Source organism: Pseudomonas thivervalensis (genome assembly GCF_001269655.1).
Classification (GTDB): domain Bacteria; phylum Pseudomonadota; class Gammaproteobacteria; order Pseudomonadales; family Pseudomonadaceae; genus Aquipseudomonas; species Aquipseudomonas thivervalensis.
The window spans coordinates 585,238-604,319 of the sequence record NZ_LHVE01000001.1 but is presented as its reverse complement, the minus strand read 5'-3'; the positions used below and the strand labels follow the sequence as shown (position 1 = coordinate 604,319).

Here is a 19,082-nt window from a genome sequence, read left to right as displayed (position 1 = left end):
TATCCAGTCATCGAGAGCGGGTATCATGCCAACCCTTTTTCGAAGTCTCATGATCCGGCCCCACTTCAGGGAAGTCCTATGTCGGCGGTACGCATCGGCCCATATACATTGCAGAACGGCCTGGTTCTCGCCCCCATGGCGGGCGTCACCGACCAGCCCTTTCGTCAGTTGTGCAAACGATTGGGCGCGGGCTTGGTGGTTTCGGAAATGGTCACCAGCGACATGAGTTTGTGGAACACCCGCAAATCGCGTCTGCGCATGATCCACGAAGGCGATCCCGAGCCCCGCTCGGTACAGATCGCCGGTGGCGACGCACAGATGCTGGCGGAGGCGGCCCGGGCGAACGTCGAGCTGGGGGCGCAGATCATCGACATCAACATGGGCTGCCCGGCGAAAAAGGTCTGCAACAAGGCCGCCGGCTCAGCCCTGTTGAAAGATGAAGCGCTGGTCACCGAGATCCTGCAGGCGGTCGTCGCCGCGGTCGATGTGCCGGTGACCCTGAAGATCCGCACCGGGTGGGACCGGGAGAACAAGAATGGCCTGGTGGTGGCGAAGATCGCCGAACAGGCGGGCATCACGGCGTTGGCGGTCCATGGCCGCACCCGGGCCGACCTGTACACCGGCGAGGCCGAGTACGACACCATTGCCGCGATCAAGCAGGCGGTGTCGATTCCGGTCTTTGCCAACGGCGACATCGATTCGCCGGAGAAGGCCCGGTACGTGCTGGACGCGACCGGTGCAGATGGCCTGTTGATCGGCCGGGCCGCCCAGGGGCGGCCATGGATTTTTCGTGAGATCGAACACTACCTGCGCACGGGCGAAAAGCTCGCTGCGCCGCAGTTGCCCGAGGTGGAACGTATTCTGCTAGAGCATCTGGCCGCGCTACATGCCTTCTACGGAGAAGTCATGGGCGTACGCATCGCTCGCAAGCATGTGGGCTGGTATCTCGCAACCCTGCCGGGCGCCAGGGAGTTTCGCGCCCGTTTCAATCGTTTGGATGGTACGCAAGCACAATGCGCCGACGTTCAGGCGTTCTTCGCTGAGCGTTACAAGAGCCTGACAGGGGACGAAGGGGTGGCCGCATGACGATGATGACCGAGACTTTAGTGAGTGGAACAACACCCGTGAGCGACAACGTGAATTTGAAACAGCACCTCAATACGCCCAGCGAAGAAGGCCAGACCCTTCGCGGGAGTGTCGAGAAGGCGCTGCACAATTATTTCGCCCACCTTGAGGGCGCTGCCGTCACGGATGTGTACAACCTGGTGCTTTCCGAAGTCGAGGCGCCTCTGCTCGAAAGCGTGATGAACTACGTCAAGGGCAACCAGACCAAGGCCAGTGAGCTGCTGGGCCTGAACCGCGGCACCCTGCGCAAGAAACTCAAGCAGTACGATCTGCTGTAAGCATTCAATCAAACCAGAAAGGCGCCCGCATAAAAAACGGTCGCCTTTTTTGCTGACTTCCCTTGCTTTTGATGGAAATTGAAATGACCGACCAGACCACCCGCCTGCCGATCCGCCGCGCCTTGATCAGCGTCTCCGACAAGACCGGGATCCTCGAATTCGCCCGCGAGCTGCAACAGCTGGGCGTCGAGATTCTCTCCACCGGCGGGACCTTCAAGCTGCTGCAGGACAACGGCGTCGCCGCAGTGGAAGTCGCGGACTACACCGGTTTTGCGGAAATGATGGACGGTCGGGTCAAGACCCTGCACCCGAAAATCCACGGCGGGATCCTGGGCCGTCGCGGCATCGACGACGCCATCATGAACGAACACGGCATCAAGCCGATCGACCTGGTGGCGGTCAACCTCTACCCGTTCGAAGCCACCATCAACAAGCCTGGCTGCGACCTGCCGACCGCCATCGAAAACATCGACATCGGCGGCCCGACCATGGTCCGCTCGGCGGCCAAGAACCACAAGGACGTGGCGATCGTGGTCAACGCCAGCGACTACGCCAGCGTGCTGGACAACCTCAAGGCCGGTGGCCTGACCTACGCCCAGCGTTTCGACCTGATGCTCAAGGCCTTCGAACACACCGCCGCCTACGACGGCATGATCGCCAACTACATGGGCACCGTGAACCAGGCCGCTGAAACCCTGAGCACGGAAGGCCGCAGCGAATTCCCGCGCACCTTCAACACCCAGTTCGTCAAGGCCCAGGAAATGCGCTACGGCGAGAACCCGCACCAGAGCGCGGCGTTCTACGTGGAAGCCAAGCCTGCCGAAGTCGGCATCGCCACCGCCACCCAGTTGCAAGGCAAGGAACTGTCGTTCAACAACGTGGCCGACACCGACGCCGCCCTGGAGTGCGTGAAGAGCTTCGTCAAGCCCGCTTGCGTGATCGTCAAGCACGCCAACCCGTGCGGCGTGGCCGTGAGCCCGGACGCCGAGGGTGGCATCCGCCAGGCCTACGAACTGGCCTACGCCACCGACACCGAATCGGCCTTCGGCGGCATCATCGCCTTCAACCGTGAACTGGACGCCGAGACCGCCAAGGCCATCGTCGAGCGCCAGTTCGTCGAAGTGATCATCGCCCCTTCGGTCAGCGAAGAAGCCCGGGCCATTGTCGCTGCCAAGGCCAACGTGCGCCTGCTGGCCTGCGGCCAATGGTCGGCCGACCGTGCGCCGGCCTGGGACTACAAGCGCGTCAACGGCGGCCTGCTGGTCCAGAGCCGCGACATCGGCATGATCGGCAGCGACGACCTCAAGGTCGTAACCAAGCGTGCCCCGAGCGAGCAGGAAATCAACGACCTGATCTTCGCCTGGAAAGTCGCCAAGTACGTCAAGTCCAACGCCATCGTCTACGCCAAGAACCGCCAGACCATCGGCGTCGGCGCCGGCCAGATGAGCCGCGTGAACTCGGCCCGCATCGCCGCCATCAAGGCTGAACATGCCGGCTTGCAGGTCCAGGGCGCGGTCATGGCCTCCGATGCGTTCTTCCCGTTCCGCGACGGCATCGACAACGCGGCCAAGGTGGGTATCACCGCCGTGATCCAGCCGGGTGGTTCGATGCGTGACGCTGAGGTGATCGCTGCAGCCGATGAAGCCGGCATCGCCATGGTCTTCACCGGCATGCGCCACTTCCGTCACTAACAAGACGACGGCCGCACTGAAGCCGGTATCTGCTGCGTTGGAGCCGACCTCGATGATGCTCATTGCCAGAAGGCAACTCCGCTCATCGAGGTCGACTCCGCCTTGCATCTACCGACTTCATTGCGACCTCCTACGGCACAAAATGCCCTAGGCTCCAAACAGAATCAGCGTCATCCGAGGTTTTTGAAATGAATGTTTTGATCATTGGCAGCGGTGGCCGCGAACACGCCCTGGCCTGGAAAGTGGCCCAGGATCCCCGTGTGCAGAAGGTTTTCGTGGCCCCGGGCAATGCCGGCACCGCCACCGAAGCCAAGTGCGAAAACGTCGCCATCGACGTGCTGGCCCTGGAACAACTCGCCGACTTCGCCGAGAAGAACGTTTCGCTGACCATCGTCGGCCCGGAAGTACCGCTGGTGGCCGGCGTGGTCGACCTGTTCCGCTCCCGTGGCCTGGACTGCTTCGGCCCGACCTCCGGCGCCGCGCAGTTGGAAGGCTCGAAAGCGTTCACCAAGGACTTCCTGGCGCGTCACAAGATCCCGACCGCCGATTACCAGAACTTCACCGAAATCGAACCAGCCCTGGCGTACCTGCGCGAGAAAGGCGCGCCGATCGTGATCAAGGCCGACGGCCTGGCCGCCGGTAAAGGCGTGATCGTCGCCATGACCCTGGCCGAAGCCGAAGACGCCGTGCGCGACATGCTCGCCGGCAATGCCTTCGGTGACGCCGGTTCCCGCGTGGTGATCGAAGAGTTCCTTGACGGCGAGGAAGCCAGCTTCATCGTCATGGTCGATGGCAAGAACGTCCTGCCTATGGCCACCAGCCAGGATCACAAGCGTGTCGGCGATGGCGACAGCGGCCCGAACACCGGCGGCATGGGAGCGTACTCTCCGGCGCCTGTGGTCACGGCCGAGGTACACCAGCGCGTCATGGACCAGGTAATCTGGCCAACCGTGCGTGGCATGGCCGACGAAGGCAACGTCTACACCGGTTTCCTCTATGCCGGCCTGATGATCGACAAGGCTGGTAACCCAAAAGTCATCGAATTCAACTGCCGTTTCGGCGATCCTGAGACCCAGCCGGTGATGCTGCGCCTGCAATCGAGCCTGGTCCTGTTGGTCGAGGCCGCGCTGGCCCAGGCCCTGGACAAGGTCGAAGCCCAGTGGGATCCGCGTCCGAGCGTCGGTGTCGTATTGGCGGCCGGCGGTTACCCAGGCGACTACGCCAAGGGCCACGCGATCCAGGGCCTGGACGCTGCCGCCCGGCTGGAAGGCAAGGTCTTCCATGCGGGCACCGCATTGAAGGATGGGCAAGTGGTCTGCGCCGGCGGTCGTGTGCTTTGCGCCACCGCCATGGGCGCCAGTGTCGACGAAGCTCAGCAGCAGGCCTACAAGCTTGCCGCCGAGATCGACTGGGAAGGTTGTTTCTACCGCAAGGACATTGGCTACCGCGCCATTGCCCGCGAGCGTGGCGAAAATCTGGAATAACCCGGCCATTCAGCCAGGCAAGGGTCTGCGGCCCTTGCCTGACTGTTCCGGCGCCGCGCATAGTTATAATCTGGCATCAACCTACGAAGGGATTTCGCCGTGCGCTGGCTCAGGATTGCCATAGGCTTTACCGTCACCCTGCTGACGCTGCTCTGCATGCTCCCGGCCCAGGCCGCGCCAGGCAGTGGCTGGGCGGTATTGCTCGACGAACAGGGCGACCTGACGCTGAGCGACATCCGTTCTGCCCGCTACACCAATCAATTCAGCCCCATCGACCTCGACCGCCTCAAGGCCGCCGAGCCCGGTGGTGCATTGTGGCTGCGTTTCCGCCTGGCCCCGGACAGGCACGAACAAATCCTGCGCATCTTCGCACCCGATCTGTCACGCCTGAACCTCTACGTGCTGGACGGCGACGCCCTGGTCGAGCAACAGGTCAGTGGCAATGCCACGCCGCATACCGAACCGGCAGTGCCCAGCAGCGACTTCATGCTGCCCCTGCCGCGCAGCGATAAGTCACTCGACGTCTACCTGCGATTGGCCTCGCGCCATGAACTGCGCCCCTACGTCACGTTGCAATCGGCCGTCACAGCGGCAGCCGATCAGAACCAGACGCTGATCTACGGGTTGTTGTTCGGCTGCATCGCCATGCTGATCCTGCACAACCTCACCCGCTACGCCTATACCCGTTCCCGCAGTTGCCTGTGGCTGGCCGCCTGTGAAGGGCTGTTGATGCTCAGCCTGGCGCTGTTGCTGAACCTGGCCGGGCCCTGGCTGCCCGACTGGCCGGCGGTACAAACGCCCGGGGCCTACCTGGCCTTGCTGCTGACGGCGCCCTGCGGCCTGATGTTCGCCTACCGCTTCTTCGCGCCACTGGGGCCACACCCGTTGAACCGGTTGCTGCTGGGGGACATTGTGTTCGTCATGCTGTGCAGCCTGCTGCTGTTGTTCGTCAATACGCTGCCGCTCAATATCATGACCTACGCCCTGGTGGCCCTGGCCGGCCTGAGCATGCTGTTCGTCAGCGCCTGGCACTGGCAAAAGGGCTACCGCCCGGCCCGGTTGTTCGTCGCGGCCATGGTGATCTTCAACCTGGGCACGTTGATCATCCTTCCGGCACTGCAAGGGCTCACGGAAGTTCCCCCCCAGGGCTTGATCATCACGCTGCTGATCTTCATCTGCATCAGCGGCCTGTTGATGAGTGTCGCCCTCGGCGAGCGCCAGCGCTCGATCAACGAAAGCCGCTTCAGCCTCAGCCGCGACCTGGCGGCGAGCAATGCCGAGATCAATGCCAAGGCCGAGTTCCTGGCCAAGATCAGCCACGAGATCCGCACCCCGATGAACGGCGTGCTGGGCATGACCGAACTGCTGCTGGGCACGCCGCTGTCGGTCAAGCAGCGCGACTACGTGCAGACGATCCACAGCGCCGGCAATGAACTGCTGACGCTGATCAACGAGATCCTCGACATTTCGCGGCTCGAATCCGGCCAGATCGAACTGGACGACGTGCAGTTCGACCTCAATGCACTGATCGAGGATTGCCTGAGCATCTTCCGCGCCAAGGCCGAACAGCAGAATGTCGAGCTGATCAGTTTCATCCAGCCCCAGGTACCGCGCGTGATCAGCGGCGACCCGACGCGGCTGCGCCAGGCGCTGCTGAGCCTGCTGGAAAACGCCCTGAAGAAAACCGACGAAGGCGAGGTACTGATCGTCGTCGCCCTCGACGAGCGCAGCCATCAGCCGCGCCTGCGCATCGCCGTGCAGGACAGCGGAATGCCGATGGACGCCCAAGAGCGCGACACGCTGATGCACGCCGAGTTGCACAGCAAGAATTTCCTTTCGGCCACGCGCCTGGGCGGAAACCTGGGCCTGGTGATCGCCCGCCAGCTGATCATCCTGATGCACGGGGAATTCGGTATCAAAAGCGGCAGCAACCAGGGCAGTACCCTGTGGCTGACCTTGCCGCTGGACCCGGATCGCCTCGAACACCCGACATCCGACCTCGATGGCCCGCTGCAAGGGGCACGGGTGTTGATCGTCGACGACAACGACACCTGCCGCAAAGTGCTGGTGCAGCAGTGCAGCGCCTGGGGCCTGAACGTCAGCGCGGTGCCATCGGGCAAAGAAGCCCTGGCATTGCTGCGCACCAAGGCGCACCTGCGCGATTATTTCGACGTGGTGCTGCTGGACCAGAACATGCCGGGCATGACCGGCATGCAACTGGCGGCCAAGATCAAGGAAGACCCGAGCCTGAACCACGACATCCTGTTGATCATGCTCACCGGTATCAGCAACGCGCCGAGCAAGATCGTGGCGCGCAACAGCGGGGTCAAGCGCATCCTCGCCAAACCGGTGGCCGGCTATACCCTCAAGACCACCCTGGCGGACGAGCTGAACCAGCGTAACCGGGGCCAGGCAACGAACGTGCAGGTGAACGCCGGCCCTCCCCTCCCGGTGAAGGTACCGAGCGATTTCCGCATCCTGGTAGCCGAGGACAACAGCATTTCCACCAAGGTCATCCGTGGCATGCTCGGCAAGCTCAACCTGCAGCCCGATACCGCCAGCAACGGCGAAGAGGCCCTCAAGGCCATGAAGGAGCAGCGCTACGACCTGGTCCTGATGGACTGTGAAATGCCGGTTCTCGACGGTTTCTCCGCCACCCAGCAGTTGCGTGCCTGGGAAGTCGGCAACCAGCGCACCCGTACGCCGGTGGTGGCACTGACGGCGCACATCCTGGCCGAACACAAGGAACGCGCGCGCCAGGCCGGGATGGACGGGCACATGGCCAAACCCGTGGAACTGTCGCAGCTGCGCGAGTTGATCGAACACTGGGTGGCCCAGCGCGATCAACAGAACCGTACAGTGCATACATCCTGACCCGACAGGCGCAAAAACGCTGATAGACTTCCGTCCTTTCCTTCGTCCCGAGTCTCGAACATGCTCCATGTGCTGTTCAGCGTTTACTTGAAAATGTTGGTGCTCTACAGCCCCTTCTTCGTACTGTCCTGCTTTATCAGCCTGACTCGCGGTTATTCGCGCAAGGAACAACGTCGCCTGGCCTGGAAGGTCGCGACCGCAACGCTGATATCCAGCGTATTGCTGTACCTGTTCGGGCGAGTGATTTTCAGCGTGTTCGGCATCACCGTGGATGCGTTCCGTATTGGCGCTGGCAGCGTGCTGTTCATTTCGGCGCTGGGCATGGCCCAAGGCAAGTCGGCCGTACAGACCGACAATGTCCAGCAGGACGTGACCATCGTCCCACTGACCATTCCATTGACCGTTGGCCCCGGCACCATCGGCGCCCTGCTGGTGATGGGCGTGAGCCAGCCGCACTGGGACGACAAACTCATGGCCATCATCAGCATTGCCCTGGCCAGCTTCACCGTCGGTGTCGTGCTTTACCTGTCCAGCCGTATCGAGCGGATTCTTGGCGACCAGGGCTTGCAGATCGTCAGCCGCCTGATGGGGCTGTTTGTCTGTGCCCTGGCGGCGCAGATCATTTTTACCGGGGTCCGGGGCTACCTGGTGCCGTAGCGATGGTGGTGACTGAACATTCAGGCGCGTTTGCGACGGCTGAATCGTTGTTTCAGCACCTCTTTGCGATGCTCGCCCAGGTACTCTTCGATGTCTTGCCTGAACGCTTCATAACGAGCCGGGTTGAAGGTCACGAACGACTTACCGCGCAAGATCTCTCGCGCTGAAGCTTGCCAGTTCACGAAAAGAACCCCGCCGTTATTCGAAGAGCCAGACTGTTTTATCGAGGCGCAGGACGCGATCAGAATACCGTTGGGCAACTGCTCGCACGGGATGACGGACAAGCGCGCGCCATCGGCAGACTTGGCCTGAGTGTCGAACAGATCGAGGGTTCCCTTGTCCTGCTTCAAGCCATCAATCGTAGAGCTTGCGATAGTCCCGAGCACGGCAGCCGCCGGGATGCTGGCTTTCGCACCATCAACGATCCCTCTGACGATATCGCTGATGACGTTGTCCATATCCACCCGCAGGGAGCTTTCGGAATAACGCGAATAACCGTCATCGGCCACGAAACACCCGAGGTCTTGCAGGCAGCGGATGAACGCGTCATACCACTTGAGGGTGTTCTTGCCGCCGGGCACCTCAAAGTTGGCCTCCATGATTGCCATGGTCATCAGGTTTTCCATGATCGCCATATTATTGAGCGACATGTTATTGCCATAGCCTACGAGCGCATCCCCCAACATGAGCGCATCCATTGCCTGGGTCGGGCTGTCCTGCAACTGCACGATAGACCTGCGTACACGCCGGCGGGCAGAAGCCAATGCCTTACGTCGATTGATACGCGCGCCGATCAATTCAACACTTTGTGCCACGCTGTTTTCACTTTCAAACTGTTCCATATAACTTCCTTGGTTAAATAAATGACCGCTCCTGCGGACAGACAACAATCTAGATTACCCAGCCAAAAACCAACAACCCCAAACTGAATACAACTTATGTAGCCAACCCAGAATCCGCAGCACAATCTCCACAACTAAAACATTCAGACTTCAATTAATCACCCCCATACACTTGAAGCCCGCGACCGTTGTTGTATTCATAAAGCACCGCCTACCTACCCTGACAGAGAGTGTTTTTATGAATCAACTAACCGGACTGGTCACAGGCCCTACTCTGCTTTCTTACATCGAAGTACCGTCTTTGCAAGACCACAACGACATCGCTGACTGCAATAACATCGCCACCCGCTCGGCCGACCTTGGCCATCATCGCTATGCGGACCCCAAGGGCTGGTTTGAAGAGTATGCCCGTACGTTGAATTTCCTCGGTTGGTCGCTGTATGGCGATACCCTCCATACGCGCACGCAACATATCGTCTCGGGCTCCGTGGCGGACTTCCTGGTGGAGAGCGCCCAGGCCATGCGGGACTCGCGGCAGGCGAATGCGATGATCGATACGCTGGACACATTGAAGACCAACAACCCGGCCATGCTGTCCCTTGATAAAGAAACTCGGGAAGGCGAGACATTTCAAATCATTCCCGCTCGATACGACCTCCAAGGCAATCTCAATATTGCCCTGTATAAGCTCGAACTGAGCGTTGACATAAGAAGGCGCAGCTTTTTGTTCTGGAACTGGGAAAAGCGCTCCGCCAGCATCGTCCAGCGTAAAGCGTTCCTGAAATTGAACAGACGCGAATTGGACAGCAAAAGAATGCTCATCAAAAAGAAACTGGACGAGCACCTCATGAAACGATTTGCCTTGCGCAAGGGGATCGTCTCCTGAGTCATCAAGGGCGACACAAAAAAGGGTTGTCGATGAATATCACCGCCAACCCTTCCTTCACTCCACGTTGCCGACGATCAACTCACCAGATTACTTTCCTCGACAGTCGATCCCTTCAACAGTGCTTTCAGCGTAATACCGGCCTGGGCGTCTGGCAGAGCGCTCAACCGCTCCACCAGTGTCGAGACGGCATAATGTCGATTCCCCCCGAAGCTGAGCAACGCATCTCCACGGAAGTTGACGTCCGTTGAATACACTTCACGAAAGATCACGCTGTGTCCGCTGTCAGGATCAATGATCACCAGATGCTCATCGACCTTGCTCAGCAATAATGGGTCAGGGTCATCCAGCGCCCAGATCAACTTGCCGGGAATGATCGCCGCGCCGCTCAACGAATGCCGGCAGTCGAGGATGACCGAGGTGACCCGCAACCAGGCAGACTTTGACAACCGGTAACTCACCGCGCCTTGGCCCATGCGCAGGACCAGGGTCGTGACATCGTCCGGTATCAGCGGCAGAAGATCATCGATCTTCATTTCGTGGCCCTCGACGGCCAGCACCTCGCCTTCACGCTGGACGTAATTAAGTGGCCCCACATGCCCCATCACCGGAAAGGTCAGAAGTTTTCCGTTCTGGTTTTCATGAAGCAATACGTTGGTCTGCCGCTGGGTTCCCAGTAATTCGAAGGATTCCGGAATGGCGGTCCTGGGAACCCGAATCACACGCCCGGTCTCGGTGACGAACCACTTCAGGCTGCCGGGCTCCTCCACCGACAGCAGCGCACTGCACAACGACTGGGCGGCCAGTTGCTCAAGCCGCTCCTGCACCCGGTCACCTTGGGCGACAACCCAATCATGCGTGACGCCGGTGATCAATGCCGGTTCATGATCACGTAGCGTGACCACCACGCCTTCGAAGGTGACGCCAAGCAGCCCTGGCCCGTCGACCGTCAGCTCGACAAACTGCCAGGGCGCCCACTCACGCTGTGCGACGGGTAACGCGTCATCCTTCAGCAATCGCAAGCCCTGGCCAAAAGCAGTCTCCAGTTGCTGCGGATCGATAAACGCCTGGCGATAGACCTCACCATTCGACACATCGAATAACCAGGCGGCCTCACCCTCCGGGGTTACCCCCAGCAGGCGCACTTCCTTTCCGTACCCTCCCTCCGCCAGCAAGAGCCTGTTGCCGACGTACCAGGCACACAACTTCGCCTCGCCACTGAAGTTCGTCAAACCGACAAGGGCAAAACTTTCGCTCGCGTATTGCCGGGCCAGAGGCTCCAGGGCAGACCACCAATGCACCCGGTCCTTGAACCATGCCTCGTTCAAGCCGCCCAACACCAGGCGGCCCTGGCTCGTCAGGTTGAAAAACAGGCCATCAGAGGTCAGCGCCAGGTAGCCGCCATCAACCGCAATGACATTTTCCAGGTTGCGGAGGCGCCGCCACTGCACGGACCACTCGCCTTTTCCCGCCACGAGGGTGCGCTGCTTACGACAAAGTTCTTGTGTGAGCCTGTGGTAGATGACGAACGTATCGCTATCGTCCGCCGGTGAGAGCAGCGTCAGGTCGGTCATGTTCTTGATCGAGTCGGGCCAGCCACGGTGATGATTGCGCCTGGGCGAGGGACGGACGATCAAGCGATCGCTGCGACGAATCCAGGCCATGTCCCGCAGCCCTGGCTCGGATTGCCAACAGATCGAAACAAACGGCGCCGGTTGCCAATTGACGGTGACAAACCCGTCGCTTTCGTCAGCAGACGCCATAAAGGGATAACCGCTGCCCAACACGTTCGACCAGTCAGGCAAGGCCTCGCGGGCACTCAAGACCGATTCCATCGCCAGGTCCAGGTCGCGAGTGACCGAACTGAGCAGCACTTGCCCATCATGGATCACGTAGACCAGAACATCGCGGGTCTGATTAGCACACGTGATTTCCTGGACCACATGAATCACCCCCTGCGCGTCCACCTCGACGCGCTTGATGGCACTCTCATCTTTCGAGGCCCACAGCCAGTAACGATGGGTCAGCAGGCCGGTCACCGCGTCGACCTGCCAGACAATGACATTCTGCGGATCGTAGAAATACGCGTGGCTGCCGGACACTGCGCCCAGCAGTGCCTGATCGACATCCGGCAGGTCGTTACGGATGTACAGGAAACGGTCCGCCTTCGCGTCGTACCAGGCCGAGGTGTATCGGGGCTCGTCGGGTTTCTCGAACGGAATCAAGTAGTGGTGAACAGGCGTATACGGCATCACCAGGCGGTGCTGTCGAGCCAGGGTCCTGAGGTGTCCCTGCAACACCTGTCGATCCATGCCCGCAGGCACATCCTGTTCGACAAGGGTCAGCCGGCGCTCACCCAACTCAACCCGGAACACTTGATTGTCGGTGACCCGGAGCAGCACTTCATGAGAACCCGGCCCAAAGAACCGCACCTGAACGTCACCGACGAACAGTTTCCCCTCATCCTCGAACCGGATATCGCCTTCGTTGACCCAATGAGCGTCCAGCACCCAAGCCGATTTCTCCGAACGCCTCGACTGGAGGCTCAGGTTCACGCCGGGATTGAGCTCCAATGCGCATCGTTTGCCAGCGCCCCGAACCTGATAGGTGATTTTTCCGTGCCAGGCCTGCGCAAGCACGGGCACCACCAGTGAGCGATCAACGTCATCGAGCCACACTTTGATCACCGTTGGCCGATAGTCCGGGGCAAACAGGCGATGGAGGATGTAGTCACTCGGAAACGAATAGAAGGAAAACAGAAACAGCCAGCCGCCATCCGCTTTCCTTTTCTCCAGACGCCGTGCAGTGTCGAACCCCGTGTCATGGTGCAGGCTGGCGAATGGCAGCGCCTTGTACTCATAGCGGTAACAGGTTTGCGGTGTGCACGGCAGCACGATGGCCTGGCCAGCGGGGAACGTGATGCCGACTCGATCCGGCAAGTCCAGCTCTCGACGAATATCAATCGCCCGATGGTAATCGTCATCGAACGTCGGCACGCCGAAATGATCGCGCAACGGATACAGCTTGGGGCTGTCCAGCACCAGCTCGCCGCGGCTCAGATCCAGTGTCTGGACGATCAGCGATGGGCGTGGCAGCCATGCACCGCTGCCGGCGTTGAACCCATAGGGCTGAAGGTGAGACTTGGCCACCTCATCGAAAAACAACCCGACTTGCCTGGCTTCCTCGGCGATGGTGGCGAACCCCTGGGCCAATGCCGCCACCCCCACCGCCAACCCGCCCAGAATCACCGCGGCCCCACCAAGCAGCGCGCCAGCGGTGGTCGCGCCAGCGGCATAGGCGCCCACCGACAACACCAGACTGGCCGAGTCGAACGCCAGTTGGGTGCCGAACTGGGCGCGTTCAACTTCATTTTGTGCGGTCGATAACTGGTAGATGTCGAACCCGACATTGGCCAACTGCAGCAATCCCCCGGTCGCTTCGCTCACACTGGTCCCCACCGAAGCCTTGACGACGGGCGCGACGGTACGGGCAATCAGTTTTTCTTCTGCCAGCGCTTGCCGGACCAGACCGATCAACCCGGCAATGTCGACCACGTTGCCATGCACCAATTGTGCGTAATTGACATAGGCATGCAGCCGGACCGCCAGGGTGAGGGGTCGATCCCCCCCCTCCCGTCCTCTCAATGCGTTCATCAGCGCTTGTATGGCGAAACCGGCGTTAAGGGTATGGACGCTCCCCACCTCGGTAGGATCGCTCGCAACCGAGGGTCTATTGGCCAAGGCCGAAAAACGCTCCGAGAGATAGTTCTTTATCCGCAAGAGTCGATGGTCGTCCGTGGTGATCCGCACCAGTTGGCTGGGATTGGCAGGATCCACCAGGCTCATCCGATACCCCCCGTCCGGCATGATCTCCAGGGTGTCGAACAACGGCACAAGATGGGACGCCAGCTGATTCACCTGCTGGAGATGCAGGGTCACGTCACTGATCTGTTGCGCCCACCAATGACCGTCCAGTGCCAGCAGGCAACTGCCGAGTCGAGGATTGTTGTGGAGTGACTGCCCTCGGGCACTGGCCACCCGTTGCCTGACAGGCACTTTCGACTGTCCAGGCAAGGCGCCGGGCCGCAGCAGTTGCGAGATCTTCATTGCACCAGGCAAGGACAGTTCCAACACCCCCGCGCCTTGCAATTCGACCAGGTCGAAGGTCGGGTGTGTCGCATCGCCATAGGCTGCGTAATAGCGGGCCATGTCCTGCTCGAGGAAGAACTGTTCCAGCGCTTGTTTGAACTGTGTCGAATCCTCGAATTCGAACACGCCAAAATTCGGATCGTAGAAGTGATAAGTACTGCGTTCGCCCTCAAAGGTCTTGGCCACCAGCATGGCGTGATTGTCCGAGTTGAGCATCAGCGTGGCGGTCGTTGCCCTGGCTTGCAGAGTGTCCACGACCTCGTTCAGGTTCGAACGCGCCAGCGCACGGCCGACTTCACTGAGCTGCACGTCGCGCAACGACTCCACGCCGTTCAGGAAGGTCAGCGAATCGCTGGCCTCGGGCTCAATGACCCCAAGGAAGAATCGCTCGCGCAGGGTATTGACCGCGACCGGGCCCTCCGACAGGGCCGCCGCCATCGCGAGGGCCAAGGGATAACAACGTCCGCCGACCCGGTCACCCTCGCCCTGAAGCAACAAATCCTGCGGTACGAGTTTGATCGTGCCGGCTTCAAAACCGTCCAGGACCACACCGACGCGCTCAATGATCCGGACCCGGTGTTCCAGTTTCGCGGCCTGCTGGATCCGGGCAACCTGCTGACCCCACTGGCGTAGCGTCAGCGGCTGTTCCAGGGCGATTTTCTTCAATCCCAGCGCGGTCTCGTCACGCTCTGGCAGAGAGTCGGCTGCGCTGGCAAGCCCGGCCAGAAATGCCGGTGCCTGCTGCTGGTACAACGCGCGCTCGATCGTCGCGTAGCTGCCGGCGGTGCCCGGTTTGCTGAAGTTGTTGATCAGGTTATCCAACTGTGGGCGCACCGCGTCGAAACTGCGGTTATCCAGCGCCTTTGCCCCGGTCAAGGCGCCCAGCAGCAGACGCTGCAAGGGGCTCAACTGAGCGACATCAAAATGACCTGCGGCGAGTCGATTCAAGAGTTCAGCGAGAGACCACTGTTGCGCCTGTGGATCGCTCAACGATGCAGGCGCCAACACCGTAGCGCTTTGGGCGCGGATCGACTGACGCTCATCAAAGCCCAGGGGGATGGCCCTGTCGAACGTCACCACACCGTTATGGCCGCGATTCATCGCCTGCATGAAGGGCGCACCCAACTCATCGGCCAGATGTTGCAACAGGTCGGTGGACAACACGTGGCGCCCCTCGATCAACGGCCAGCCTTCGTCAAACCGCAGGGTGCGGTATTGCAGCAACTCGGCCAGCTCACCGGCATAACGGGCCTTGAACCGACCTTCCTGCCAGCGCTTTTTCTCGTTCTCGAGCCATTGCCCGAGGTCGCTCTCGTTCTCTTTCCAGGAGTGATCCAGCTCTTCCTCGGTGGCCCGGTTGACAGTGGCGAAGGGCGGAATGGCAGCCGCCGCTTGCCACTTTTCCGCGGTGCCCGGTGTGAAATGCGCCCGTTGGTAAGCCATCATCCCCTCGCGCATGGCACTGGGGCCGGTCAGATAGATCGTCCCTTCACTTTGGGGGCGAATACCATCGCTGTAATAGGTAGCGGCAGCCTCCACCAGAAAAGCCGCGGCCATTTCCACTTCTGGCGCCAGCTCATGAAAAGCACCGAAAACCTTCGTAGCGGCCTGCCGCGCAAGTTCGATCATGGATTCGGCATCGGTCAGGGCAACGTTTTGCTCATCGGCCAGGCGCGCGGTGGCGTCGACGATTTCATAATTGAACCGGAACCGCTCGAGTACGGCCTGAAGCATCGCGGACTCAGGGTGAGCCATCAGGAACGCGTTACTCAACGAATGCTGTTCGGCAACCGCTCGCAGTTCGTCCGGGCGAGCCAGGCGCTCCATCGGCGTGCGGAAAACGCGATCCAACCCGGGTCGACTATCAGCGAAACGCTCAAGCGCCCCGCGATGCTCCGGCGGGATCATCTCAAAATAATCCGTGTATCGGCCACGCAACGCCTGCCGGCCAGGCATCCACTCAGGGTTTCGATCAAGCATCAACTGCAGCACACCCAGGCGCGCATCCGTCTTGAATGCCCGGATGTCCACCCCGCCCAGTTCTTCCAACAATGGCGGCAGGTTATCGACATCGGCGTAACTGCCGCCTTCGGCGAACAAGGCTTCGATGCGCACCACATCGGAGGCCGCGGCAAAATTGCCGCGCAGGCTGATCTCGCGCTCGTAGATAGCCTTCAACTGCAGGGGCGTTTCACCGTTGGCCAGGTCGCGCAGGGCCAGGTGATCGCCAGCCAGCGCCTGGAGGCTGAGCCGATTCGTGTCCCTCAGGGCCATCAATCGAGCCTCATCCTGACCATAGGCCCGAACCAGCAAATCGATTCGCGCCTCATCGGCGCTGCCACCGTTTTTCACGGCCTTCGTGATGTGCGCATACATCTGCTGTTTAAGAACGATGGCGCGTTCTTCATAACGGTCACCCAGCGCCACCCCATCGACACTGTCCTGCCCGCCATGGAGCATGGCATCGGCCTTCGCGGCCTCGACGATGATCCGATTGGTTTCATAGGCCAGCAACGCGTCGCTGTCATGCCAAAGGTTGAGGCGATAACCCTGCGCGCCCATCACCTGTTTCCAGATATTGATGTAGTCACGTTGAATGGCCCCGACGCCGCCGCCAAGCCAGACGAAATGCAGATTCTTCGGCACCTCGGTAGCGGGCAATCGCAACTGCTCGAAGCTGTTGTGCAGGCGCGCTTCGAAGTTTTCTATTTTGTCGTGGATCTGCCCCAGGGTCGCAGCCCCGGCACCTTCGGGGCCCGACGGCAGCTCCGGCGTACGACGTCGTCGGCTGGCGCCCTGTAAAGCCCCCAACGCTTGCTTGAGCAAGCCCAGCGGCTCCAGCATTTGTGGGGAATCCAGCAAGGCGATACAACCGAAGTAATACCGAAGCACCGCATCATATTGATCGGTGCCTTTGTATGAAATTAATGCTTGTTCAAGATCTTTCAACTTCAACAAGCCCACAAAGTCGACGTAAAGATCCGTCGATGAAAACTTGGCTTCACTCATTAACAACACATCCATTTATTGTAGATAAACAGCCGGGAGCGGCCTGACCAGATCGCTGGCAGACCATCGAATATCAATATTTGTTAAATACTCCCGAGCATGGGCTTCTTTTCAAGCGAAGTTAAAACACTCCCCCAAAAACAAACCCGACTCACGGCCAAAACGAGAAAGGAAAATAACCTACTTTTTCACCGCCATACAACCAACTGGAAAACCCAATGAATTTCCAAATAAAACCCACACCGACTGTTACAAGCCGCGCACTTTTACTTGCTGTTTCAGCAATTAAAAGTACAACTTCATCACGTTAATTTAACAGACTTTGAAACATGGCTACAGCCATCGGAAAGAGGGTCAGGCGACGGCGATCCGAACAGATCGCCGGGGTTCATCAGAGCGGTTTGCTGCCATACCAGCGCGGCGTGTACACCCACTCGCCACCTTCGGCGCGAGGGAATACGCAGGTCGTGGAAGAACCAATCAGCACCATGGTGCGCATGTCGACTTGCTCCGGGGTCAGTTGCCCCAGGGTGGTGACACGCAGGGTCTGGCCCGGGCGACCAATGTCACGCCCCAACACCACCGGCGTCCGTGGGGTGCGGTGCTGGCCGACGATCTCCAGCGCACGCCCCAATTGCCACGGCCGTGCACGGGAAATCGGGTTGTAGAAGGCCAGCGCCAGATCGGCTTCGGCCGCCAGGTCCAGGCGTTTTTCGATGATCGACCAAGGCTTTAGATTGTCCGACAGCGACATGACGCAGAAGTCATGCCCCAACGGCGCACCGGCCTGGGCGGCGGTGGCGAGGGAGGCTGACACGCCGGGCAGGATCTCCAGATCCACCTGGTGCCAGGCCGGATCACTGGACTCGTGCAACGCTTCGAGCACCGCCGCCGCCATGGCGAAGACACCCGGGTCGCCGGAGGACACGACGATCACCGAACGGCCTTGTGCAGCCAATTCGAAGGCGTGCCGGGCACGCTGCATTTCTTCGCGGTTGTCGGTGCAGTGCAGCACCTGATCGTCGCGAAACGGGCCGGCCATGCGCACATAGGTTTCGTAACCAAGCACATCGGTGGCCCGCGCCAGTTCGGCTTTCACCGCCGGTACCATCAGTTCGGCAGCGCCCGGCCCCAGGCCGATCACCGCAAGGCGTCCACGCGGGCGACCGATCAGGGCCACCTCCAAGGGCTGCGCAGCGACGGCGACGGTCAGGTATTCCGTTGTTGAAAAGAGAGTCGCGTCCGGTACCGAACGGCGGGCCAAGGTGGCGGTATCACCCGTCGTCGCCACGAAGCGCAGCGCCACCCCGAGTTCCAACGCCGCTTCACGCAAGGCTGTGCAGGCCATCAGCGCATCCGCCGCCACCAGGCACGCCAGGCTTTGCACCGCGACGTTGGCCTGCTGCAAAGCCGCACGAACCGTGCCCGGCAAATCCGCTACCTCGGCGCCCACGACCACCGCGACGCTGCGCGGATAAATCAGCAGTTCATGGGCGTTCGCCTCACGCTCGGCGTGGCCGACATGGATCGTGCGCCGGGCTTGCGGGTCTTGCGGCAACTGCGCCTGATCCAGCCACGGCGCCGCGCCTTCGATGCGCACCGGTTCACCGGCCAACAGGTCGGAGACGAAGCGCTTGCCCTGCTCCAGGTCGCCGAGGCTGTAGCCGCTCGGCGGATTGAGCAGACAGGTGCCGAAACGCAATTCGCCGCTGGTGGTGATCGCCGGCGCGACTTGCAGGGTTGCCGCGATGTCACGGGCCATGCCATTCACACCGCCCAGGCCGCCCAGCAACGGCACCACGGCGCTGCCATCTTCGGCCACCGCCAGCACCGGCGGTTCGGCGCCTTTTTCCAGCAACAGCGGCGCCAGGGTACGGATGACAATGCCCGCCGCGCACAGGGCGATGATCGGCGTGTCCTGTTGGTAGAGTTCACGCAACGTCGCACCAAATTCCAGGTATTGCCGATCCCCCTCGACCCGTCCGGCCAGGCCGTGGATCAGGGCATCGGGGTAGCGCTGCTGGATCCGTCGGGCCGTCGCCAGGCTGCCGGGGCCGAGGATGACAATGGCCGGCATCTTGGCGGCTA

The 19,082-nt window shown here is 60.8% G+C and carries 10 protein-coding genes; 7 read left to right on the top strand and 3 right to left on the bottom strand.

The genetic code is table 11. The features are described 5' to 3' along the window. The first annotated feature begins 78 nt into the window (after positions 1-78). The 6 genes from dusB to AD659_RS02505 all read left to right on the top strand — a co-directional run bounded on the left by dusB (position 79) and on the right by AD659_RS02505 (position 8,109). Positions 79-1,086, top strand: a complete 1,008-nt coding sequence (dusB, locus tag AD659_RS02530; protein WP_053118064.1) for a tRNA dihydrouridine synthase DusB — start codon at positions 79-81, stop codon at positions 1,084-1,086. Beyond that, positions 1,083-1,403 carry a DNA-binding transcriptional regulator Fis gene (gene fis / locus AD659_RS02525; RefSeq protein ID WP_003186237.1) on the top strand — a complete coding sequence of 107 codons (321 nt, stop codon included), beginning with the start codon at positions 1,083-1,085 and terminating at the stop codon, positions 1,401-1,403. The genes dusB and fis overlap by 4 nt, the downstream gene beginning before the upstream one ends. 83 nt (positions 1,404-1,486) lie before the next feature. After that, on the top strand, positions 1,487-3,094 hold the full coding sequence (purH, locus tag AD659_RS02520; protein WP_053118062.1) for a bifunctional phosphoribosylaminoimidazolecarboxamide formyltransferase/IMP cyclohydrolase: 1,608 nt from the start codon (positions 1,487-1,489) through the stop codon (positions 3,092-3,094). 188 nt (positions 3,095-3,282) lie between these two features. Continuing rightward, positions 3,283-4,578 (top strand): phosphoribosylamine--glycine ligase, encoded by a 1,296-nt coding sequence (gene purD / locus AD659_RS02515; RefSeq protein ID WP_053118060.1) that lies wholly within the window; start codon positions 3,283-3,285, stop codon positions 4,576-4,578. Between the two features lie 99 nt (positions 4,579-4,677). Then, complete coding sequence (locus tag AD659_RS02510; protein WP_053118058.1) at positions 4,678-7,452, top strand: hybrid sensor histidine kinase/response regulator; 2,775 nt, start codon at positions 4,678-4,680, stop codon at positions 7,450-7,452. A gap of 60 nt (positions 7,453-7,512) precedes the next feature. Then, positions 7,513-8,109, top strand: coding sequence for a MarC family protein (locus tag AD659_RS02505; RefSeq protein ID WP_053118056.1), 597 nt, complete (start codon positions 7,513-7,515; stop codon positions 8,107-8,109). Positions 8,110-8,129: 20 nt separating this feature from the next. Here the strand turns inward: AD659_RS02505 and AD659_RS02500 are convergent, their stop codons facing one another. Further along, the gene (locus AD659_RS02500) at positions 8,130-8,951 is read right to left on the bottom strand and encodes a hypothetical protein (protein WP_053118054.1); all 822 of its coding nucleotides are present in this window, start codon (positions 8,949-8,951) and stop codon (positions 8,130-8,132) included. A gap of 238 nt (positions 8,952-9,189) precedes the next feature. Here AD659_RS02500 and AD659_RS02495 point away from each other — a divergent pair, with 238 nt between their 5' ends. Next, positions 9,190-9,837 carry a hypothetical protein gene (locus AD659_RS02495; RefSeq protein ID WP_053118053.1) on the top strand — a complete coding sequence of 216 codons (648 nt, stop codon included), beginning with the start codon at positions 9,190-9,192 and terminating at the stop codon, positions 9,835-9,837. Between the two features lie 77 nt (positions 9,838-9,914). Here AD659_RS02495 and AD659_RS02490 read toward each other — a convergent pair whose 3' ends face one another. Continuing rightward, positions 9,915-16,994: a TcdA/TcdB pore-forming domain-containing protein gene (locus AD659_RS02490; protein WP_053118050.1), complete on the bottom strand. Its 7,080-nt coding sequence runs from the start codon at positions 16,992-16,994 to the stop codon at positions 9,915-9,917. 391 nt (positions 16,995-17,385) lie between these two features. Continuing rightward, positions 17,386-19,071 carry a precorrin-3B C(17)-methyltransferase gene (gene cobJ, locus AD659_RS02485; protein WP_408003318.1) on the bottom strand — a complete coding sequence of 562 codons (1,686 nt, stop codon included), beginning with the start codon at positions 19,069-19,071 and terminating at the stop codon, positions 17,386-17,388. Between the last annotated feature and the right edge of the window lie 11 nt (positions 19,072-19,082).